We start from the raw sequence: 22,545 nt of genomic DNA on the forward strand, positions 1-22,545 counted from the left end.
AGCTAACGAGCCCCCTACTCCCTAAAGTTCTTTTCAACCATTGAGGTCACTATGACAACGCTTAAACTTTTCGATATTGAGCACGCCTGGGGCTTACCCCGTAAAGTGTCTCCCCGCTTTGGTGCAAGGCTGATTTTACGTGGTCTGCACTTGGATTATCTCAATGACCGTTCAAGCTTTGTCGGTGAATTTCCACCAGCAATTAAACAACAATTTGTCGAGGCCTTTCCTACCATGGTTAAACAGCTTGAACGGCTGGTGGCCAAAGGCGAGATTGATGCCACTGAGCAGCACTGCGTTAGCATTGAACACGCCGGCTTTACCTGTGAGGCCGACACATTAGGCAGCCACGGTTATTTGTATATTGCGATTTATCAAACCGAAACTAAACCAAAGCTAAGCCACTAACCACCAGCAACTTCGCCCTCACTCGATAACCCGTCCATTATCGTAAGTCAGTACTAATCCGTTAAACATAACCACCAAACTTTAATCTCCCAGCTCAAAAGCTTTAGCAAGTAGCCCTTAGCGACTCACATTAAACCGCTTAGCCAACACTAGTTCTATTAACCCAACCGCATAGACAACAAGAGCCAAGGCGTGACTGCGCCTTGGCTCTTGCGTATGCACGTCAATCAAACAAGGAATATCCCATGACATTAACCATCAAGCGTAATCAACAGCCAGCGATGCCCGATCGTTTTTACCAAGTGATTGAAAAGGAACTTGCCAACGTCGATCCAAAAGACGCCAACGCTATCACCCTTAATTTTCGAGACCCAGACTACAGCGCCGAAGCGGGTGGCTTTCATCCCGTCGAAGTCCGGCTTGAGAAACAGCAAGATCACTGGCGTTTAGTCTACGTCACCGACTTTGCTTTTCGCGGTCATCCCTTCCCAGAACTGGTTAAAGACATCGATATCTGCTTTAACAGCAACCAGGTTTATAGCCTGTTTAGCGGCTGGATTGGGGAACGGGAATCACAGGGACTGATTAAGTTGTTTAGCGATAACTTTGTCAGTTACTACCAGATGGAAGTCTATCAAGTGGAAGTGAGTTTGGATTAACTAGCCTCGCCCGTATTTCACGCGAGCATCCTAATCCGATCTATCGGTTTCAGTTCTATCGCAATCAACGGGTCAAGCCATCACACCCGCGCCCTTGTAACCTAAATCATTACGGCAAGCCTCTGTCGTTAACAACAACCTACCCTGCCCGCAACGCCTGTCGTTCGCGGGCTTTTTGTTTTGGAGTCCACCATGAAAATACACCGCGAAACCATCCTGCCACTGCCAGAGCCCTTTTATGAAGTGTTAGAACGACAACTGGCAGCACTCAATAACCCCAACCTCAACATCGTCACCTTTAACTACCGCGATCCCGAGTACAACGCAGAGAGCGGCGGTTATCACCCAGTGGAGATCAACCTCTACCGCCAAGGTGATTGCTGGTATCTCAATTACTTCACTGACTTTGCTTACTGCGGCGGGCCCTTCCCTGAGCTTGAGAAAGAAATGGAAGTGCTGTTTCAGGAGAAGCTGGTCTACAACAGCTTCTTTGGCCGCTGTTACCTCGAGCATGCCGACAGCCAGGTACGGCTGCTGCTGGAGAACTTTTGCAACTACCTCGAGATGGAGGTGTACCAGGTTCAGGTTAGCGCCGACTGAACTTGGTGCCCACAAAGGTATTTTGGGCACCAAGCAACGCAGGCCCGATGCGGGTTTGCGATGTGCTGGTGCCCACATTCATCACATAGACAATTGAGGGAACCCAGCATGAACGAAGTCGAAGCGGTCAAGAACCGCGACACCATCAAGCTTATCAGTTACCTGCTCGAACGTCACTTTGGTCAGCAGATGGCCGATATCTGGAATATCGGCCTTAACCTGGCACTGCGTATCTCTGACTTACTGGCCATCAAGTTCAGCGATATCGACGGCGACCGCTTAAATATCATTGAGCAGAAGACCGGTAAACGCGCCAGCATCAAACTCAACCCGAAGACACTGGCGTTGATTGAGGCGATCCACCAGCGTCACCCCGAGCATATCTACCTGTTCCAATCCCACCGGTCGAGCCAAGCCAAAGACCGGCAGACCCCCGCCAAACCGCTGACACGGCGCGCCGTAGCCAAAGCGTTTTCCTTTGTCGGTGACGATATCAAGTTAGCCCTAGGGACCCACTCAATGCGCAAAACCCGCGGGTATCACCTGTATCAAACCTGCAAAGACATTGGCCGGGTGATGCGCATGCTGCGGCATCAATCAGAAGCGGTCACCCTGCGTTATATCGGCATCACTCAGCAGCAAATCGATAAAGACTTTGTCGAGCTGGAAATCTGAGTCAATCAGCACGCCCTATTCAACCCATTAGCAGATGCGACCTAGGGGTATCTGCTTTGTTTTCTTGGAGTACATATCATGTATAAATTTCATCCCGGTGATCATCTGGTCACCAATATTGATCCGCTTGGCTTAACCGAACACCACGGCCTCTATGTGGGCCATGGAAATATTATTCACTTATCTAAACAGGGCATCATCGAAGAAATCGATCTGCAGCGATTTGCTGGTGGCCATAGTGTCAGAGTGAAAAAGTCCAGCCTGTTTCCCCATCAAGCCATTGAGCTTGCACGCAGTCAGCTGGGTCACAGCCCATACGGCGTAGCTACCAATAATTGCGAGCACTTCGTCAATGAATGCTTAGCTGGGAGCAGCACCTCCAATCAAGTCAGTAATCTCACCCACATTGCGCTGCAAAGCTCAGCCAGAGCAGGCTTACTGGGAAGTACTGCTTCAAAGCTTGCCACGGGGACTGTCGCAAACGTCGTATTAGCCTCTACCACCATCAAAATGACCGGTGAATACCTCGGGCTACCCGATAACGTCAATACGTTGCTAGGGACACCTGGAGATCTTGTCGCTAAACCTGCCGAATCCCTACTAAAAGGCACCACACAAACCCTGGGTGAGAGTTATGCTTGCTTACGCCAAGGCGAGATAACTGATGCAGGGATCAAACTCGTCATTGGCAGTGTAGAAACCGGCTTAAACACCGTGTTGACGACAGCAGAAGTGGGCATCAATGGCGTAAAAGCTGGCGCTGAGCTGATATCCGATGCATGGCAGTGGCTAAGGTCATAATGATTCTGCGACGGTATTGAGTGCTAAGTCACCCATTAGCCAAACCCTCTAAACGAAGCGGCACAACTCGCCGCTATCGTTTTCACCCCTATTGCGATTACGTTGAAGATTAGCGTGATGACGGCGTAAGATGTTTGCCCTGTTAAGTGATACAAACTATCTTCTATCATCCTTGAGCTTATGGCGTTGCTCGAGCAGACGAGTAAACGTGTAATCATTATTTTTTTGTACCACGTTATGCTAAGGTATTACCTAGTATTACTAAGCATTACCTATGGAGTAACAGATGAGCACAATCAAACCCGTGTCGGTTAAATTAGATGCCGATATTAAAGCCAGAGTCGAGCATTTAGCCGAAACTCGCAAACGTTCATCACACTGGATGATGCGTGAAGCGATCCGTGAATACGTTGAGAGAGAAGAGAAACGAGAGGCGTTGCAGCAAGAAGCGTTACGCGCATGGGAAGAACACCAGACATCAGGCTTGCATGTCACCGGTGACGAAGTGGTGAGTTGGCTGGAGTCCTGGGGAAGTGAAAATGAAAAGGCTGCCCCTACATGCCACAAATAATCTTCACCGCCACTGCATTACGTGATTTAGAGCGCTTACGTGAGTTTCTTCGCACTAAAAATCCCCCTGCCGCACAACGGGCTGCCAGCGCCATAATCAATACCATTAGAAAACTGGAAAGCTATCCAGACATTGGTCGGCCTATCGATGACAATGACTTTAGCTTTAGGGAACTGCTGATTGACTTTGGTGACACTGGCTATCTGGCAATGTACCAGTATGATGGCGGCGAACGATTGACCGTATTGTGTATCCGCCACCAAAAAGAAGCCGGATATTGATAGAGATGCATCAGCAAAGATGTCTTCTTATGGATGATGTAATTATGAATATACTGCTGCTCTCTATAAAGACAAAAGCAAGGGATTTGAGCCCTTGCTCTCAACTTCCGTATTTGTACTCGCTGCAGCAACCGTACTAAGAAAACTAATCACCAACTTGTAGCCTACCCAATAATCGACTACAGCCATAATGACGACGTCCATCACCATAGGTCTTACTGTCAACTTTGGCAAAGTAACTTAACCGCAGAAACAACTCACGTAAAGTATTAGTCTGGTGAATCCGACCACGCTCTAATAGATAGCAAGGCGCTTTGGGAAAGTGAACTAAGCCTTGTGCTGCAACAACATCCAACGCTAGCGCACTCGCCCAAGCTTTAACGATTCGGTTATACAAATTAGGTCTACCAAGTTCAAATACACCTAAACTTCTATAAGCGTTACCATTAAAAAACAAACAAAGATGGTAGTGTGGTCGGTTAAGTTCACTGGTTTCCTGCACCCAGATATACAGTACTTCACTTTGATGCACAAATCCTTCAGTGTTCTTACACTTTGCAATATAGTCTGCGGTAATTTTCGCTTTTAGAGATTCAATGCAACGCGTAACATAACGGTTATCATCGGCGTCATAATATTCAGGAAATCTCAAGTCAACTCTCACAGCGAAAACCTTTGAGTACCTTTTTAATGCGTGATAAATAACGTTAAAGTTATTGTGTAAATACTCCCCATAGACTCCATTTTTAAATTGAAGAATTGGCAGTCCACTAAACTCTTTGGCATTTAATACGGTTAAGTTTCTATTGTTATACTGAGACATACCACACTAACCTTAAAGTAATAAAAATAACAACCCTAGATTATTAATATATTATTAATAACCTAGGAGTCGCAGCAATTAAAAACAAACGATCTCCTTACAAAACAAACAGTCTGAAATAAAATATGCTCGTCAAGAAATAGATATCCAAACTATACATTATAAAAAAACAACTCTGATTTTATATGCAGAAAAATCAAGCTACACAGGACCATTTTGATTGATATTAAACAAGTTCATATCACGATCAAAGATAATTCTGTCAAAAGGAACTCCTGGATACAAATCAATAACGACCGTGGTGTTATAATCAAAAACATCAATAAGTCTATTCGATAAAAGTTCGTTCAACGCATCATTTAAATTCTTGCTTTTCCTTAACATAGGAGGGCCATATTGTAAGACCTTATTCTTTTTAATATAGCGAATTCCTCGATCACGATATGAACTTAACAAAAGTGCTAACTTTTGCCCCAGAATAACCTCCATAGGTGGTTGGCAAAAGTTATTTAAAAACTGAAAAGAGTAATAACTCACCAAGTCAATTGCTGTTTTTAATGACTCAACTGATATTTTAGAGTCAAAAGGATGATCAAAATAGTGAATATTTGCTGCAACTCTAGCAATAATCTCCGGTTGCTTTGAAGCATGATCTCTGGCATTCTCGTAAATTCCACCAGGAGCCATTTTAAATTCAATATCGTTAGATATATCGAACCATAATTCTATAGTTTCATCTGAAAATGTTACTATTTTACGTTCCATTTATTTACCCTCTAGTAATTGTTCTATTCTTTGATTGAATTGATTGATAAATTCTTTCTCATACCTGATCCCATTGGTTTTCCGACCACCGCTAAGAGGCATTGGGAAGCACACTAAAAAGCGAGAAAGATAACCATTGCCTCTTACAACATCCTGTGATTTATCCATAAATCGTTTCAATGCTTGAGGCTGGATCATGATATGTGTAGTTAACCTAACACCTGAAAGCGTATAAGAATCTGTTGTTTTTCTTGCAACAGTGACATCATCTCCACTCCAAATGGCATTAAGCACAGGTGTGTTTGACATTAAGGCACTATTCATTAGCACACCGCCCTCACTTGACCCAAGATACGCATGTGGTGAGTCATTCTTGAGTCCAAACGTAAGCGCCGCTATCGTACTATCCTCATACATAATTCTGAAAGCCTTTGGCCGTTGTGGTTGTTTTGCTTCATGCTCGATCAACTCTTGTAAAGGATCATTTATTTCATTTACTTCACTTACTTCATTTTCTGTGTTCCTAGATTCCTGCATTTCTGAGCAATCTTTTTTTAAGCGACTTGGATTTAGCATCATGTACCTCTCTCAAAATCTCATACTTAATTAACTGTTCTTTACAAGATAATTCACGCTTTTTTTGGTAATTTTTAATCCCTGCCATTAATAAATTTTCAACCGTAGATTTTCGCTCACCTGAATCAGCACAAGTTAATAAGTTAAGCGAGATTGGACAAATCTTCCCTGTTGGTAGTTCAACATCTATATGTACCTGTAAGGCGGTAGAAATAGCAGCAAGTGCTGTACTGGCAATTAAGGGATATGCTGCTTTAGTAATTAAATGAGTTTCAAGTATCGTATTACCTAACAGAGTACCTTCTCCTATTCGAGGAAAAACTCCATTAGATACTGGAAATGTAATATATATATTTTTATTATACCGCCGCGGAGGTAAGTTTTTATTTTCAAAACGTTCAGACATATCAGTTTTCCTTTGATAATAAGTCATATGGTCAGTTACCAGTTCACCTTTAATCCATTACTGAACTCTTATTGATTTAAGCCATGCTTCAACTTCACCGAAATACCAACCAACGGCTCTGGCCCCAAGTGTCACTTTTTTAGGGAAAGTCGGATCGTATCGCGGTGATCGCGGGTTTTGTTTGTCATAGATAGTAGAGCGTGATAGTCCCGTTAACTGAATAACGCTAACAAGTCTAATAATTGAATAGCTAGGAGTTGCATCAAACATAGTCACCTCATTTATGTGTAAATGTACGAGGTAACTATAAGCAATCTTAAGAACTTAAATAAAGGGGAAATGGAGGAAAAATGGGGGGGTGAATGGGTGCAAACCACTCCCCTACCAAATCGAGGCTACTGATTTAAAAGAGATTTACCTCACCCTAACTTTTTTCCGTAAAATAAGCTCAGCATATTTTGTATTATCAACTGAAAAATGACGATCTTTAAAATACGAGAATAATAATTTGTTTCTTTTAGACATATCCTCAGTTTCGATGTCTTTCCCATGTAACGCAAACGCTTGTACCAAAAAGGGGAAATTACAATTTGGATTAGCGTTATCGTTGACTGATTGTTCTCTAATATTATTACCCTTAGGGTTTGGGGCTATGAAATATGCTGCAGCCACAGCTTTTTTACCAGTGTATCCTATTGTACGTTCTATTTTTGCAGCCAGGTCCTTGGATGTGATTGTTGATTTACAATTATTTGAGAAAAGTTGATAACCTAACGCTGCTAATTGATCAAGATCACTCTTATCACGCAAATCCTCTGGAATGTAGTAAGGACTATCAGAGGGGATAGAATCCAGATCATTCTTTATAAAATTGAGAATGTCTGACTCATAGACGGCTAATGAATCGAAGGTAATATCAATCCCAACTACGTCATTTAGCGTGCTATTATCTTTAGCCCAATAATCAACGGCTTTATTGGTAAATAGGATTTCACCACAAGAGGCGGATTTCAGGACGGTACGGGAAATTGGTTTGTCATCAATCGTCTGAATATTAGACTTTTCACTTCGGCGAGTTTCTACTGCTAAATTCAATTCACCATTGGAGTCAAAAATCATGATTAAATCTAATTTATTGATTCTTATGCTTTTGTGTGTAAGTAAAATGGATAGTTCATTTGCTCCTAGACCACCGTAGCTGACCCCCTTTATGAGTTGGACATCAGTGATTTTTTGAAGATCTTTTTCAAACTGTTGTTCCTTATCCCTTTTAGCATCACTGTAAGGAATGAAAGGCCTTACTTCCTGTGATTTTTTTATTTCTCCTTGTATCCATTTAAGTAGATCATCACTCGCGCGTTTGATAACCCATGCATTCTTATTATCAGGCACCCTGAAAAATATCGGCATATCCTTATCCATCAAAAATTTTATGACAGAGGCGGTACTTTTATTCAAATTGACTGACGATAGCTGAACCACTCTTTCCATAGACTTATATCCTTAACTGTTTGCTATTTCTGCTACTAATAGCAGAAATAGCAAACAAGGTCCCTGTGTGTCAACCTAAGCCTGAGCCAACTGATTTTGAGATAACATATAAGTCAGGGCACTCAGGAGAACGAAAATACCGAAATCAGCCACCACAGCCGATCCCAAGGTTGAGCCAATACCCGAGCTGGAAAAGCGGGGACGCAGAGTAAACATGAAGAAATCACTTAATACAGTAAGGCTCACTTGTTGGATGGATGTTTTGACTAGGCAAAGTGTTAACAATGCTAAACTTGATGGCAACACATATTAGAGCTTAAATTCTTAAGTGTAAAAAACACAAACACCCCAGTCGTTGGGATTTAAGCAAACAAGTTTACTTTAGTGATTTTCATTCATTTTTAACTTATATAAAAGCCAGGAGGGCCCTTTTTAGTCACTCTTCAAAGATAACCATTCTAGCCCCTGCTCTGCAAAGACAAATAATCTATCACTATAACCTTGAGAGATCACACTACGGATGATCTCAGGGTCAATATTCAGATAATCATGTACCAGTGCATTACGCAGGCCTATCACTTTACGCCAGCCATTTAATTCATCAGCTGGTTGTGCTCCTCGTTGACACAGGATCTCAAATGCTTGGTAGGCATCCTGCGGACTATGTCCAGCCAGTGCCTTAGCCCAATGTTTTGCAATGCCAATGCAAGCTTCAATAGAGACCTGTAGTGTTCGCTCTGCTGCTCGATATTCGAGATTAGATAAGGAACGCTGACTAAGTAATTGACGTAACTCTCCAAGCTCGGCTTGATACCGGCTAAGGCTTAAACGCAATGACGTGATATAGGCATTATCCGACATAATACAACTATTCCTTTATAGACTTTGGGCAGAATAATCGAGTTCCATTTGCGACATTATGCGAGACTCTTCTTGCATTCTTCGGCCTTCATCTCGACTAAAGATAAGTTTGTTAGCATTAATGATACCAAAGGCCAGAGGGATTGGTGCTAGATTGATATCGACGACGGAAAGCTTCCCTTCGGCTAGCCCCAATGCCCTTTGCCAATCCATAGCAAGCAATTCAGCTCTAATACGAGTATCAAGCACACTCTCCGCCTTTACGGGATCGAATGCGACGGCTAAATCCCAATCACTATGCTCGCTAGCATTTCCTTTAGCCTGCGAACCATACAGCCATAATACCGCCACCTTCGGATGGCTTGCAGCTAAAGCGCTTAGTTGGTGCAAATACTGGCTCTGCTCGATAGTCATTGGCTTGGCTTTAAGTTGGTCATGATGTAAGTGTACCAATCCTGAGTCGGAGTTAACAGGTTAGATTCGTGTGTCACATCCCTTAACCTTTTGACTCAGGGAGATAATCTCTATTCGGCCTTAACAGGTCATGCCCCTAATTTTCTTGAACCCGCTGTTACTGACAAAGAGCCAACTGCTGCAGTGGCAATATGATTGCTCCACCACTCCATTAACTTGGTCCGTCGCTCTAAATAGGTAGTGCGATTATAGGCGCTGCGGATTTGATTTTTATCTACGTGGGCTAACGCTGCCTCAATAACATCACCATCAAAGCCTTGCTCGTTTAAGGTAGTGCTTGCCAGCGAGCGTAAACCATGACCCGTTGTTCTTCCCTTTAATCCCATGCGCCCTAATGCTTTGTTAATGGTTTCAGGATCTGTGTGCTTTTGAGGATCTTTAGATGACGGGAAAACGAATTGGCTGTGTTCACTAATCGGCTTAACAGTCTCGAGTATCGCGAGGGTATGCTCTGTAAGCGGGATAATATGCTCACGATTCATTTTCATGCGTGATTCAGGAATAGTCCAAAGTTTGGCATCAAAATCGATTTCTTCCCAACGGGCTCCGGCCGCTTCATTTGGCCTGGTCATTGTGTGCAATTGCCATTCAATCAAACACCGGGTCGTTAACAATAAATTGGCGTTTGCGACGGTCTGCAGTAATTCAGCTAGCTCTGCTGGTTTTAATGCCTTCAGATGCTCCACTTTGCTTTTTCTAAAAACTTCTCGAATACCTGACAACGGATTGGCATGAATGTAACCAGAGTTAACCGAATAGTTCATGATTTCATTCAGTAACTGAGCGGTACGTTTAACCGTTTCAAGATGCCCTTTCTGTTCAAGGGGCTTGAGCGCGGCAATGGCTATAGGAGCCGTGAGTCTACTAATCGCAATACTCCCCAGCTTAGGGAAGGCATACAGCTCAAGCTTGCGCCAATTACCTTCGATGGTTTTAGCTTTAATACTGCCCTGCTTTGAGTCCATCCACATTTGCGCAATATGCTTGAGAGTTTGAGCGTTTTCTGTTGCTGCTTTTAATTTGTTTTCAACTTTAAGTAATTGAGGGTCGATGCCTTCGGCCAAGTTTTTTCGCGCTTCTAGCGCTTTATCTCGCGCCTCAGCCAAGGATACGTCAGGATATGAGCCTAAACCAAAATAGGTGGGTTTGCTGGTGGAGGGACGTATGTATCTAAATTCCCAAGTTTTCCCTGCAGTGCGCACATAGAGATAGAGATTGCCACCATCTGACAATCTATAGGGCTTTGCTTCCGCTTTAGCATTGAGCACCGCTTTTGCAGTCAGCTTATTTGTACTCCTTCCCATACCGTTCTACCCCCTCAAATTAAGCCCCAAAGTAATGCTTGATTTTGGCATTATTTCGCACTCTAAAATCAAGCATTACTTATCACTGAATAAATTCAGATAAATCAGGATATTGCCAAGTTAAATCTGGGCCATAAAATCGAGAAAATCAAGTAAAAAAACGGCATAAAAAATGGGTATTTTTTGAAGTCAAAAGTAATGCCAAAATTTGCCCAATTTCCTTGGCATTACTTTTGGCATTACTAAAGATTTCGGATGCAGTAGGATGTCATTAAACAATATAGGATGGTAAGTTATTGAATTTCATGAAAAATAGATAAGAAAAAAGACGCCCTAGGACGTCTTTAAACTTGAATTTGGCGGTGAGAGAGGGAGTCGAACCCTCGATACGTTACCGTATACACACTTTCCAGGCGTGCTCCTTCGGCCACTCGGACACCTCACCATATTGTCGATTTATGTTTTCGTGTTTAATCTTTCACGTAAAAATTCGTTTACGATATAGCTCAGTGTTGCCGAAATACTGATTCGTTAACGGAGCCGTACTGTACGCAAAAGCATAATAAGGGTCAAGTAAAAAAGACTCTATTTCAGGCGGTTGCACAATTGCTAAGCAAACCGCCGCCAAATTGATTCTTTAATCGATTAATTCACCGTAAATTTATTCACTTCTTTAGACATCAGATTTGCATCAAATGTCAGTGCTTTGGTCAGCTCCCTAAGTTCATCAGAAATGCGTTGGGTATTGAGGTAAATTTCACTAATTTTTAACGCATTACGGTTAACATCCTCAGATACCGCAGATTGCTCGTGAGTTGCAGTAGCAATTTGTTCGTTCATACGGTCAATAATGTCGACCTGTTCAACAATACGTTTAAGCTCAAGGCTTGCCTGTTCGCCTTCTTTTACGCTGGTATGGGCCTGTTCAAGCCCTTGTTGCATTGCTTTTACGGCAACACTCGCACCTGATTTTAATCTGTCGGTCATATTTTTAATGTCGGCCGTTGAGGTTTGCGAGCGTTGCGCTAAGTGCCTCACTTCATCGGCGACCACGGCAAAACCACGACCCATTTCTCCTGCTCGGGCAGCTTCAATCGCGGCGTTAAGCGCAAGTAGGTTAGTTTGCTCTGCAATACTGGTTATCACATCTAACACCACCACAATGCCGTGGATTTCTCGATCAAGATCATTAATCGCTTGCGATGCATTATTGATGTCATTTGCTAAGGCTTTAATGGCTTTACCCGTTCTATCGACCCCCATATTGCCGGCTTTTGCATCATCATTCGCAGCTGTTGAGGCTTCTGCAGCTTGCACTGCATTACTGGCAATCTCTGCAACCGTTGCGCTCATTTCTGTCATTGCAGATGCCACTTGCTCCGCTTCACTGTGACCCGCCATGACATCTTGCTCCATTGCATGGGTACAAGAATCCATTTGCTCAACAGCTTGTTGTAATTTAGCGCTACTCGCCCGTACCTGTAAGATCACACCTTCAAAATCATTCATCATGCCATTAAAGGCAATGGCCAGTTCTCCAAACTCATCAGTGCCTGTTTGCGTTAACCGCACACTAAGATCGTAGTTTTTACGAGCATGAGTAATGGTTGAATATAAATGATGCACGCTGTCGTGTAGGTAGCGTATTACCGATAAACTTAATATCAGCACTACGATAAGCACCCCGATTAAGGTGGCTAATACAAAAAACATTTCTTGGTTTGCTGCTGAAAGTCGAGTCTGAGTGGTGTTGATTAAATCGGTTGAGACTTGCTGCTCAAAATCTCGCAAGCTATCAATACGCAGAGTAGATTTTGTAAACCAATTCTCGGGACTTTGTTGCTGGATAATTTGATTGTCTTGGGCTAATGCAATCTCACGCAGTGCTTCTACATCTTGTACGACTTGAGAGGCTTGAATCCGCGCCACAGCTTGAACCAGCTCTGGAGCCGCTAAGGCTTCAAAACGCTCGAGATAGCTATTTTGCTCTGAGACTAATGTAATAAATTTTGCATATATCTTAGGTCTAAATCCTGCTTGGCCAAAGGTGGAACTAAGCACTGCGCGCTCAAGCCCAGCCCGCTCTTTCATCTGTAAATAGGCACTAAAGGCAGCAGCTTTGATTGCAACTTCTTGGTTAGCACCAGCTTTTGCCGTTTCATCAACAATGGCTAATAAACGGTTATCAAGCTCAGTATAGTAAGCAACCTCATCGGCAATATTGATTGATAAATTATCAACTTGCGAGCGAATAGCCGTAAGTTTCCCCAATAAGGTATTGAGTTCACTGATTTTAGCCGCAAACACTGCTGGTAAGGTATTTTCACTAATAAACGACTGATACAGTTTGAGCTGTGTGTCGGTCATTTTTCTTTGATTGGGTATTTGATCTGCGAAGGTTTTGCCACCGGAGCTAATAAACCCCGCACTCATACCGCGCTCTTTTTGTATTTCATGCACTAAATTACTGTTTGTAACAGCAAGTTCACTTAGCTGTACAACTTGCTTTAAGTCCTGACGATATTCATATTTTTGGGCTAAAAAGAGTGCACCATAGAGAAAACACGCCAATAGCGGAGGGAGTACAACCATGAGTAATTTTTGTTTCAAGCTAAGATTACCAATCCATTGCCATTTCATCGCGTTATTCCTTTTATTACACATTTGAACATAATAAGAGCCTAATAATGTATAGCATAGGATCAGATTAAAAACGCCCCATACATACTGTTTTAGTTAAAATTAAATAGTCTAAAAACATGTGCTTGCGTTAATTAAATCTAAGTTAAATCTAAAATACGTGAGTTGCTAGTAGACCTAAGTAAAACAAGTGCATTGAGGCTATTTAGACGGAGTCAATCTGTTAGAAGAATGATAATGCCGTTATGTTAAGACAACGGCGTTACGATAAATTGAGTTGAAATAATAAAAAGCAAACCCGTTTTAGGGTTTGCTTAGTTGCGTTGATTTAGCTAAATAACTGCGGAAAAAGACCTTTAATACCTGCGGCAATGACTTCGATACCGATAGATAACATGAGCAATCCCATTAAACGTGTAATCACGTTAATCCCAGTTTTACCAAGGATTTTGTAGATTATAGATGCCATTCTAAACAGACCAAAGCTCACTAAACCAAACACAATCACCGTTATACACATTGCAATAATATTTGAGAATGAATTATGTTCTGCCGCAAATACGATTACTGAACTGATTGCGCCAGGCCCTGCCATTAATGGCAAAGCTAATGGAACTACCGCTACAGACTCCATCGCCGAAGACTCGCGGTCTTCTTCTTGGTTACGCTTAACTTCACCTAATTTACCTTGCAACATCGACATTGCAATAATGGCAATCAAGCTACCGCCAGCGATCCTAAAGGCCGATAACGAAATGCTGAACATATTCAATATATGTTGCCCAGCCACAATCGTAACTAGCAGGATAACTACTACCGCAAAGTTAGCGACTTTTCCGGTTTGGTTGCGCTCTGCTTCAGTTTGATGGCTGGTTAAACTCACAAATACTGGCAATAAACCAACTGGATTAATAATGGCTACCAAGCCAAGAAAAAACTTAACGTAAAGTGTTAACTCCAAGTTGCAATCCTTATATGCGCATCACGCTATTTTCAGCAAAGTAAACTTCAGGGTGTATATAGTATCTTAACCGCAGATAACTGAAAAATGAGATTTTTAGGCTAAACCACAAATTCGCATTACTTTAATTATCCAATATTGATAATTTTAAATCAAAGTTATCGTAATAGATCATATTTTTTGTAATTTTATTACACATAAGCCCTATTCTGATAATGCGGTCACACTATTACCAGTACTTTTTGTGTAACTTTTTACCATCAAAGAGGATTTAGTGAATACGCCTATTCACTAAATCTTTTTAGGAGTGTTAATCATGACAGTGACAAATGCACAAGAACTGGATCTCATGGTCGAACGTGTTGCCAAAGCACAGGCCGAGTATGCGACGTTCAGCCAAGCACAAGTCGATAAAATTTTTCGCGCAGCAGCACTCGCGGCTGCCGATGCACGGATCTCGCTGGCAAAAATGGCCGCTGCAGAAACCCGCATGGGTGTTGTTGAAGATAAAGTGATTAAAAACCACTTTGCCTCTGAGTACATTTATAACAAGTATAAAGATGAAAAAACCTGTGGGATTTTATCTGAGGATGTGACCTTCGGTACTATTACGATTGCCGAACCCGTAGGCATCATTTGCGGTATCGTGCCTACCACGAACCCGACATCGACCGCGATATTTAAAGCACTAATCAGCCTTAAAACCCGCAATGCGATTATTTTTTCGCCTCACCCACGAGCTAAAACCTCAACCACTACCGCCGCAAAACTGGTGCTGGATGCTGCGATTGCTGCTGGCGCACCTAAAGATATTATTGGCTGGATTGATGAACCAAGCGTCGCACTATCTAATCAATTAATGACTCACCCTAAGGTGAATTTAATTCTTGCAACCGGTGGCCCTGGCATGGTGAAAGCCGCCTACTCTTCTGGCAAGCCTGCTATTGGCGTAGGTGCGGGTAACACGCCCATTGTTATTGATGAAACCGCCGACATCAAACGCGCGGTCAGTTCAATTCTCATGTCGAAAACCTTCGATAACGGCGTCGTTTGTGCATCAGAACAAGCGGTAATTGTAGTTGATAGTATTTATGAGCAAGTAAAAGAGCGCTTTACCTCCCACGGTGGCTACATGCTATCGAAGGATGAAACCGCGGCAATGCAGAACGTCATTTTAAAAAATGGCGGCTTAAATGCCGATATCGTTGGTCAAAGCGCTGCCAATATTGCACAAATGGCGGGCTTTGAAGTACCGCACTGGACTAAGGTGTTAATTGGTGAAGTCACTGATATTAGCGACAGCGAAGCCTTCGCCCATGAAAAACTATCACCACTACTTGGCATGTACCGCGCTATCGACTTTAACGATGCGATGGACAAAGCCGAAGCCTTAGTGGCGCTGGGCGGTATTGGCCACACATCAGGACTTTATACTGACCAAGATACCCAAACTGAACGTGTGCATGCCTTTGGTTTTAGAATGAAAACCGCGCGTATTTTGATCAACACCCCAGCATCACAGGGCGGTATTGGCGATCTATACAACTTTAAACTGGCGCCTTCGCTCACATTAGGCTGCGGTTCTTGGGGCGGTAACTCGATTTCAGAAAACGTTGGCCCAAGTCATTTAATCAACAAAAAAACCGTTGCTAAGAGGGCCGAAAACATGTTGTGGCACAAGCTTCCTGCATCTATCTACTTCCGCCGCGGCAGTTTACCCATCGCACTCGAAGAACTGAGCGATAAAAAACGCGCGCTGATTATTACCGACAGATTTTTATTCAACCACGGTTATTGCGACGAAACCATACGCATTTTAAAGGCTCAAGGCCTTGAAACTGAGATTTTTTATGATGTTGAAGCCGATCCTACCTTAGCCATAGTACGCCAAGGCGCTAAGGTTGCGCAGAGCTTTAAACCTGATGTGATTATTGCCCTCGGCGGTGGTTCACCAATGGACGCAGCTAAAATTATTTGGGTGATGTACGAACATCCAGACGTTGATTTTGCCGATTTAGCCATGCGTTTTATGGATATCCGTAAACGTATTTACAAATTCCCTAAAATGGGCACCAAAGCCATGATGGTGGCGATTCCGACCACTTCAGGTACAGGTTCAGAAGTCACACCTTTTGCCGTAGTGACCGACGAAGTAACCGGTAAAAAATATCCAATTGCCGACTATCAACTCACGCCCAACATGGCAATTGTTGACCCAAATCTAGTGATGGACATGCCTAAATCGCTCACCGCCTTTGGTGGTATCGATGCGGTGATCCACGCATTGGAAGCTTATGTCAGCGTGATGGCGAACGAATACAGCGACGGCCAAGCCCTACAAGCCCTCGATTTACTGTGCAAATATTTACCCGATGCGTACAACTTGGGCTCGCAATCGCCTGTCGCCCGCGAAAAAGTCCACAATGGAGCCACCATTGCAGGTATCGCCTTTGCTAACGCATTCCTCGGGATCTGCCACTCAATGGCGCACAAACTAGGCGCCGAGTTCCATCTCGCCCACGGCTTAGCCAATGCGCTGCTGATCAACAACGTCATACGCTTTAACGCAACGGATTTGCCCACTAAGCAAGCGGCCTTTAGCCAATACGACAGGCCAAAAGCCCTGTGTCGTTATGCTGCTATCGCAGATCACTTGAAACTAGGCGGAAAAACAGATGAACAAAAAGTCGAAAAATTGCTTGAGAAAATCACACTCCTCAAGAAGACGATTGGCATTCCTGCTTCTATCCAAGAAGCCGGCGTCAACGAAACCGACTTCCTCGCCAAGTTAGATGAATTAGCCGAAGATGCCTTTGATGATCAATGTACCGGTGCCAACCCACGTTACCCCTTGATTAACGAGCTGAAACAACTATTCCTCGATAGCTATTATGGCCGTGACTATAGCGACAACACTAAGTAATCGTCCATCTGTGCTAAGCGCGTGCTAAGCGCGTGCTAAGTAAAATCGATGCGACACAAATGACAAAGCCCTCAAGTGAGGGCTTTTTATTGCATATTTAAAGTATAGGTAAATCATCAATAAATTAATTCATTAACCGTCAACTACTGAGTCACAAACCAACTAATGCTGCAGCAACACAAAATCGATGGCGCTAGTAATAGCGGCAACTTGGGCTAGGTTACATTCGGCGGGCGTAGCCGTTGGGCTATCTGGATACACTTCTGTGGTCGTGTTGTAGATACAACCCGTAACGCTACTGCAAAGCCCTAATGACTTAAGTGGATAGTTAATCACGCCATGTTGCACCACAGTCGAGCCAATGATCTCACCTTTTTCATCGGCAGGGGCAATGTGGGTGACTTTACTTACACCATCAATAATAGCTTTCTGGAAGGCATCGATTGAGTTTTCGGTATCACCCACTGCATAAAAACCATCTGGAATAGTGCCTTCTTCATAGTCAGTACCATCGCGAGCAGACAATGCTGGTCGAAACTCCGATTCATCTGAGTCAGTGGTTTCATGCAAATCAACATGCACATCAAAACCTTGTTCAACTGAAGCGACTAATGCCATTAAGGCCGCCGATTCTTCAGCTGGGCTATTGACGTAGAACGAGCGGTTTGGATCAATCGCTTTTGGGTTCCAACGGTTAATGGTCTCATATCCCCAAGGGCTCACGCACACGGCAATCACTAAATTGACCTGTTGCACATAATTCAACGCTTCGTTAGTTAAAAAGGCCAATGCGCCATGAACACCGCTAGTCTCGTAACCGTGCACGCCGCCTGTCACTAATACCGTTGGTTTTTGCGAGTCAAACTGTAGGCTCTTTACCGCCAGCAATGGGTAACGCTCTGCATTAATCGATAAAGCGCCATATTGCACTATGCCAAGCCCAAGGGCTAACAACTCATCTTGCATTGCCTTTAGTGGCGTCACGACATCGTCTTGATATGAACGCTTGATTTGGGTGCTTGCAAGCCATGCGGCTTTTTCAGCATCACCCCATTTTTCGCCTGCGGTGCCGATGGGATAAAACGTTAAATTTGCCATGTTTCCTCTATTTTTTGTTCTATTTGACTGAATAAAGTTAGATCGTGTTGCTGTGGTAAACAAGTGCACTTAGCTTAAAGCCAGAACAGTATTAAAATACGCTGACATCCTGTTTATAAAACACAATAAAAAGCCAGAACAGAGTCCTGGCTTTTTAAGACACTTAATTTAAACACTTTTAATTGCACTTAACCCTTTAAACGCAGCGTCCGTGATAAACCATCAATCAGGGCAAGTGCGGTGTCTATATACAGCTACAGCTATTATTGCTTAGTCCAGCGGTCCATCCAACCTAAGACATTAGCGTACCACTGTTCTAAGTTTTCAGGTTTTAAGATCCAGTGGTTTTCATCTGGGAAAATCAATAATTCCGATGGAATACCTTTACGCTGCATAAAGCTAAATGCGGCTAAACCTTGATCGTAAGGGACTCGGAAATCCTTTTCACCATGGATAACCAACATAGGCGTTTTCCAGTTTTCAACATAGTTCACTGGGTTAAACTTTTCATATAACGCTTTGTTATCTGAGTAAGTACCGCCAAATTCGTGCTCAGCGAACCATAACTCTTCGGTCACATGGTACATAGAGCGCATATCGAACAGACCTGCGTGGTCAACAATACACTTAAAACCGTCGCTCCAATTGCCTTGGATCCAGTTCATCATGTAGCCGCCGTAAGAGCCACCAAGTGCACAGGCATTTTGCGGGTCAAGCCATTTTTGTTGTTGGCTCACAGCCGCTAGGCCTTTTTGCAAATCCTCTAAAGGTTTACCGCCCCAATCTTGAGTAATCGAATCGGTAAAGGCTTGGCCGTAACCAGTAGAACCGTGGAAATCTACCATCACCACGCCATAACCCGCCCCCGCCCATAACTGCGCGTTCCAACGACCACTAAAGGCATTACCAAATGAACCCTGCGGGCCGCCATGGACTAAGTAGGCAATCGGGTATTTTTTTCCTTCTTGGAAGTTAGCCGGTTTGATCCAGTAACCATAAACGTCTTCGTTATTCCAACCCTTAAAGCTGAACTGTTCAAACTTACCGAACTTGATTTCGGCCAATTTGTCTTTGTTCACTTCGGTCAAACGCTTAAGGCCTTCACCATCGGTAGTGATACTGTAGAGATCGCCCGGCTCAACTAAGGTTTTACTATCGAAAATCAGTTCATCGTTAGTGACCGCGAGTAAGCTATTGGTACCATCACTATAGACTGATCGCACATCACCAAATTGGGTATTAACTTGGAAAATAGATACTTGGCCCAAGTCCTGTGCCGTCACATATAAAGTACGGTTGTCCGGAGCAAACATCAGTGAACTTGGGCTGCGATCCCACAATGGTGCCACTTCTTTAGTTTGGCCAGTGCTCGTATCGCGCAGCATAATGCCGTAACGATCGGCTTCAAAACCTGGCTTCTTCATCGCTAAGTAGGCCATATAACGACCATCACTCGAAAACGTTGGCTGTGCATCCCATGCGAGATTGTCTGGGGTTAAATTAGTAGCGACGCCGCCCGTGACCGGCACTTGCCACAAATCATAGTTTGTGGTCCAAGCTTGATCTTTGCTTGGCGCTTTAGCGCTATAAACAATAAATTTACCATCTGGAGTGAAGGTTACTTCTTCCATGCCTGAGAAAGGTTTTGGCGGCGTTTCAGTGTCTAACCCTTGAGTGACATCTACAACCTGAGTAAGTTTTTCACCATTAAGTGCGCCAACAAATAAGTGGTTACGGGCATGATCTTCCCAAGTATCCCAATGACGAACCATCAACTGTTTGTATTCACGCCCTGTCGATTTACGCTCAGACTCTGCAGTAAGTTTAGTCTTTGAGCAGGCTAAATCTTTGCACTCAGGGAATACGCGCATACTGAGCACAACTTGTTTACCATCGTTTGATAGTTTGTAACCATCAATATCCAGTGGTAAGTCAGAAGCTTGCACCGCTTCACCGCCCGTTAATGGCATTTGGAATAGCTGGCTTGAACCGCTACGACTGGCAAGGAAATAAATCGATTTGTCGTCGGTGGCAAAACTGACATCATGTTCAGTGCCAGCGGCTGAGGTTAATTGCAGCGGCTTAGCTTTAGTGTCAGTCAAATCTAATAAATACAGATCAGAGCTACTCTCTCCCTTATCGCTTACCGTTTTAAGACCATAAACTAATTTAGTGCCATCGTGGGACACAGTCGCAGAATGCATTTTATTGAGTTTAAGCAACTGCTGCACAGTAAAAGGCGTTGGATCGGCCGCATGAGCTGATAACGTTAATCCTGCGGCGCCAAGTGCCAGTAGGAGAGGAGCTATTTTCATTGTTATATCCGTCTTTTGTTAAACAGGTTCGAGAGTTGCATCCGTCATTGCTATTGTTGTAGTCGTCGCAATCAAACGCATGTTAAAAACGATCTTAAATCGTATCTTTCGAAGATAAGCTTGCCACACTATCGAAACAAAAACGCTCAAGCAAGCCAAATGGCAAACCTGAGCGTATTTTTTTGTGACAAAATGTCAGTAGCGCATTTATTCAGCACACCTACAGATATCACTGCATAAATTGCAGCTAGATGGTGTAAAAAACGCCTTACTCAACTGACGCTTAGGCTTTCGCTTTAGCGTTGGCAATATTCACTTTCCAAATAGCTGGACCGGTTTCGTGGGCATTAACGCCATTTGAATCCACTGCTACAGTCACTGGCATATCTTGCACGTCAAACTCGTAAATCGCTTCCATGCCTAAATCAGCAAAGGCCACTACGCGGGAATGTTTAATCGCTTTAGACACTAAATACGCTGCGCCGCCAACGGCCATCAGATAAACCGCTTTGTGTTTTTTAATAGACTCAACCGTGGCAGGGCCGCGCTCAGCTTTACCTATCATGCCCATTAGGCCTGTTTTTTCTAACATTAAGTCAGTGAATTTATCCATACGGGTCGCCGTTGTTGGGCCAGCAGGACCCACAACTTCGCTGCCAACTGGGTCAACTGGGCCAACGTAGTAGATAAACTTACCGGTAAAGTCCACGCCTTCTGGCAAACCTTCACCACTTTCAATCAGGCTTTGAATGCGCTTATGGGCAGCATCGCGACCAGTGAGCATTTTACCGCTCAGCAGAATGGTTTCACCGCTCTGCCACTGCTCAATATCCGCTTGCGTCACAGTATCTAAATTTACGCGGCGCACATCATCACCCACTTCACGGGTGATTTCTGGCCAATCAGCCAGTGATGGCGGCGTTAAATCCGCGGGGCCTGAACCATCTAAATGAAAGTGCACGTGGCGAGTGGCCGCGCAGTTAGGGATCATTACCACAGGCTTTGAGGCCGCATGGGTTGGCGCCGATTTGATTTTAACGTCTAACACTGTGGTTAAACCGCCAAGTCCCTGAGCACCAATACCTAAATTGTTAGCACGCTCAAAAATATCTAAACGCAACTTTTCTTCGGTAGTTTGGGCACCGCGAGCAATTAACTCATGGATATCAACGCTTTCCATCAGTGCTTCTTTGGCTAATACAGCGGCTTTTTCTGCCGTGCCACCAATACCGATGCCAAGCATGCCCGGTGGACACCAACCTGCGCCCATCGTTGGCAAGGTTTTTTCAACCCAAGCGGCAACATCGTCTGATGGGTTTAACATTGCCATTTTGGCTTTGTTTTCACTGCCGCCTCCTTTGGCTGCAATGGCAACTTCAATGTGATTGCCCTGTACCATATCGATATGCACCACAGACGGCGTGTTATCTTTGGTATTTTTACGGCTACCGGCAGGATCTGACACAATCGATGCACGCAGTGGATTATCAGGATTGGTATAGGCACGACGAACACCTTCGTCGACCATTTCCTGAATAGTCATATCGGTTTTGTCCCATTGAACGGCCATACCGACTTTCACAAATGCAGTCACAATTCCCGTATCTTGGCACAAAGGACGTTTACCTTCGGCTGACATACGTGAGTTAATTAAGATTTGCGCAATTGCATCCTTTGCCGCAGCACTTTGCTCACGCTCATAAGCTTCGCTCATGGCATCGACAAAATCCTTCGGGTGGTAATAAGAGATGTATTGCAGGGCATCTGCCACACTTTCAATAAAGTCGGCTTGTTTAATCACAGCGTTTTCAGACATTTTATGGTGAGATGACATAGTAGGAGCGCTCCAGCAGCCTATGTGGCCTGACTTGTTTTTGTTTAATTCTTTCTGGGCCAATATGATACTCTTTCAC

General features: G+C 43.8%; 20 protein-coding genes, 1 tRNA gene and 1 pseudogene. 8 read left to right on the forward strand and 14 right to left on the reverse strand.

The window, feature by feature from the left end:
• The first annotated feature begins 51 nt into the window (after positions 1-51).
• The 7 genes from BW947_RS12515 to BW947_RS12545 all read left to right on the forward strand — a co-directional run bounded on the left by BW947_RS12515 (position 52) and on the right by BW947_RS12545 (position 3,995).
• Entirely contained in the window at positions 52-408 is a 357-nt protein-coding gene (locus BW947_RS12515; protein ID WP_076500089.1) for a type IV toxin-antitoxin system YeeU family antitoxin, read from the forward strand.
• 245 nt (positions 409-653) lie between these two features.
• Positions 654-1,067 carry a DUF2787 domain-containing protein gene (locus BW947_RS12520; RefSeq protein WP_076500091.1) on the forward strand — a complete coding sequence of 138 codons (414 nt, stop codon included), beginning with the start codon at positions 654-656 and terminating at the stop codon, positions 1,065-1,067.
• A 192-nt stretch (positions 1,068-1,259) separates the two neighbouring features.
• Complete coding sequence (locus tag BW947_RS12525) at positions 1,260-1,667, forward strand: DUF2787 domain-containing protein (protein WP_076500093.1); 408 nt, start codon at positions 1,260-1,262, stop codon at positions 1,665-1,667.
• A 108-nt stretch (positions 1,668-1,775) separates the two neighbouring features.
• Positions 1,776-2,342, forward strand: a complete 567-nt coding sequence (locus BW947_RS12530; RefSeq protein WP_076500095.1) for a site-specific integrase — start codon at positions 1,776-1,778, stop codon at positions 2,340-2,342.
• A gap of 78 nt (positions 2,343-2,420) precedes the next feature.
• A complete protein-coding gene (locus BW947_RS12535; protein ID WP_076500097.1) occupies positions 2,421-3,143 on the forward strand; it encodes a lecithin retinol acyltransferase family protein in 723 nt (240 codons plus the stop codon).
• A 286-nt stretch (positions 3,144-3,429) separates the two neighbouring features.
• The gene (locus BW947_RS12540) at positions 3,430-3,714 is read left to right on the forward strand and encodes a CopG family ribbon-helix-helix protein (RefSeq protein WP_011920070.1); all 285 of its coding nucleotides are present in this window, start codon (positions 3,430-3,432) and stop codon (positions 3,712-3,714) included.
• A complete protein-coding gene (locus BW947_RS12545) occupies positions 3,702-3,995 on the forward strand; it encodes a type II toxin-antitoxin system RelE/ParE family toxin (RefSeq protein WP_076500099.1) in 294 nt (97 codons plus the stop codon). Before BW947_RS12540 ends, BW947_RS12545 begins: the two co-directional genes overlap by 13 nt.
• A gap of 145 nt (positions 3,996-4,140) precedes the next feature.
• Here the strand turns inward: BW947_RS12545 and BW947_RS12550 are convergent, their stop codons facing one another.
• The 11 genes and pseudogenes from BW947_RS12550 to BW947_RS12595 form a co-directional block, all read right to left on the reverse strand.
• Positions 4,141-4,818, reverse strand: coding sequence for an inovirus Gp2 family protein (locus tag BW947_RS12550; RefSeq protein ID WP_076500101.1), 678 nt, complete (start codon positions 4,816-4,818; stop codon positions 4,141-4,143).
• A 201-nt stretch (positions 4,819-5,019) separates the two neighbouring features.
• A pseudogene (locus BW947_RS18910) lies at positions 5,020-6,162 on the reverse strand (DUF3987 domain-containing protein).
• Positions 6,107-6,565, reverse strand: coding sequence for a DUF3987 domain-containing protein (locus BW947_RS18985; RefSeq protein WP_115014957.1), 459 nt, complete (start codon positions 6,563-6,565; stop codon positions 6,107-6,109). The pseudogene BW947_RS18910 and the gene BW947_RS18985 overlap by 56 nt, the downstream one beginning before the upstream one ends.
• 57 nt (positions 6,566-6,622) lie before the next feature.
• Entirely contained in the window at positions 6,623-6,835 is a 213-nt protein-coding gene (locus tag BW947_RS12560; protein WP_076500103.1) for an AlpA family phage regulatory protein, read from the reverse strand.
• Between the two features lie 144 nt (positions 6,836-6,979).
• Positions 6,980-8,056, reverse strand: a complete 1,077-nt coding sequence (locus BW947_RS12565) for a hypothetical protein (RefSeq protein ID WP_076500105.1) — start codon at positions 8,054-8,056, stop codon at positions 6,980-6,982.
• A 432-nt stretch (positions 8,057-8,488) separates the two neighbouring features.
• Positions 8,489-8,917: a type VII toxin-antitoxin system HepT family RNase toxin gene (gene hepT, locus BW947_RS18915; protein WP_076500107.1), complete on the reverse strand. Its 429-nt coding sequence runs from the start codon at positions 8,915-8,917 to the stop codon at positions 8,489-8,491.
• A gap of 15 nt (positions 8,918-8,932) precedes the next feature.
• Positions 8,933-9,331, reverse strand: coding sequence for a type VII toxin-antitoxin system MntA family adenylyltransferase antitoxin (gene mntA, locus BW947_RS18920; protein ID WP_083948204.1), 399 nt, complete (start codon positions 9,329-9,331; stop codon positions 8,933-8,935).
• A 128-nt stretch (positions 9,332-9,459) separates the two neighbouring features.
• Positions 9,460-10,695: a tyrosine-type recombinase/integrase gene (locus tag BW947_RS12580; RefSeq protein WP_076500109.1), complete on the reverse strand. Its 1,236-nt coding sequence runs from the start codon at positions 10,693-10,695 to the stop codon at positions 9,460-9,462.
• A gap of 357 nt (positions 10,696-11,052) precedes the next feature.
• Positions 11,053-11,140, reverse strand: a tRNA-Ser gene (locus tag BW947_RS12585).
• 200 nt (positions 11,141-11,340) lie between these two features.
• On the reverse strand, positions 11,341-13,335 hold the full coding sequence (locus BW947_RS12590) for a methyl-accepting chemotaxis protein (protein WP_076500111.1): 1,995 nt from the start codon (positions 13,333-13,335) through the stop codon (positions 11,341-11,343).
• 328 nt (positions 13,336-13,663) lie between these two features.
• Positions 13,664-14,296 carry a YchE family NAAT transporter gene (locus tag BW947_RS12595; protein ID WP_076500113.1) on the reverse strand — a complete coding sequence of 211 codons (633 nt, stop codon included), beginning with the start codon at positions 14,294-14,296 and terminating at the stop codon, positions 13,664-13,666.
• A 316-nt stretch (positions 14,297-14,612) separates the two neighbouring features.
• On the opposite strand from BW947_RS12595, the gene adhE reads away from it, so the two are divergent.
• Positions 14,613-17,219, forward strand: coding sequence for a bifunctional acetaldehyde-CoA/alcohol dehydrogenase (gene adhE / locus BW947_RS12600; RefSeq protein ID WP_076500114.1), 2,607 nt, complete (start codon positions 14,613-14,615; stop codon positions 17,217-17,219).
• A gap of 162 nt (positions 17,220-17,381) precedes the next feature.
• On the opposite strand, the gene BW947_RS12605 is transcribed toward adhE, so the two are convergent.
• The 3 genes from BW947_RS12605 to BW947_RS12615 all read right to left on the reverse strand — a co-directional run bounded on the left by BW947_RS12605 (position 17,382) and on the right by BW947_RS12615 (position 22,466).
• Positions 17,382-18,317 carry a M14 family metallopeptidase gene (locus tag BW947_RS12605; RefSeq protein ID WP_076500116.1) on the reverse strand — a complete coding sequence of 312 codons (936 nt, stop codon included), beginning with the start codon at positions 18,315-18,317 and terminating at the stop codon, positions 17,382-17,384.
• Between the two features lie 263 nt (positions 18,318-18,580).
• Positions 18,581-20,632: an alpha/beta hydrolase family protein gene (locus BW947_RS12610; RefSeq protein WP_076500118.1), complete on the reverse strand. Its 2,052-nt coding sequence runs from the start codon at positions 20,630-20,632 to the stop codon at positions 18,581-18,583.
• A gap of 283 nt (positions 20,633-20,915) precedes the next feature.
• Positions 20,916-22,466 carry a fumarate hydratase gene (locus BW947_RS12615; protein ID WP_076500119.1) on the reverse strand — a complete coding sequence of 517 codons (1,551 nt, stop codon included), beginning with the start codon at positions 22,464-22,466 and terminating at the stop codon, positions 20,916-20,918.
• Between the last annotated feature and the right edge of the window lie 79 nt (positions 22,467-22,545).

Origin of the sequence: Shewanella morhuae (assembly GCF_900156405.1) — a bacterium.
GTDB classification, from domain to species: Bacteria; Pseudomonadota; Gammaproteobacteria; order Enterobacterales; family Shewanellaceae; genus Shewanella; species Shewanella morhuae.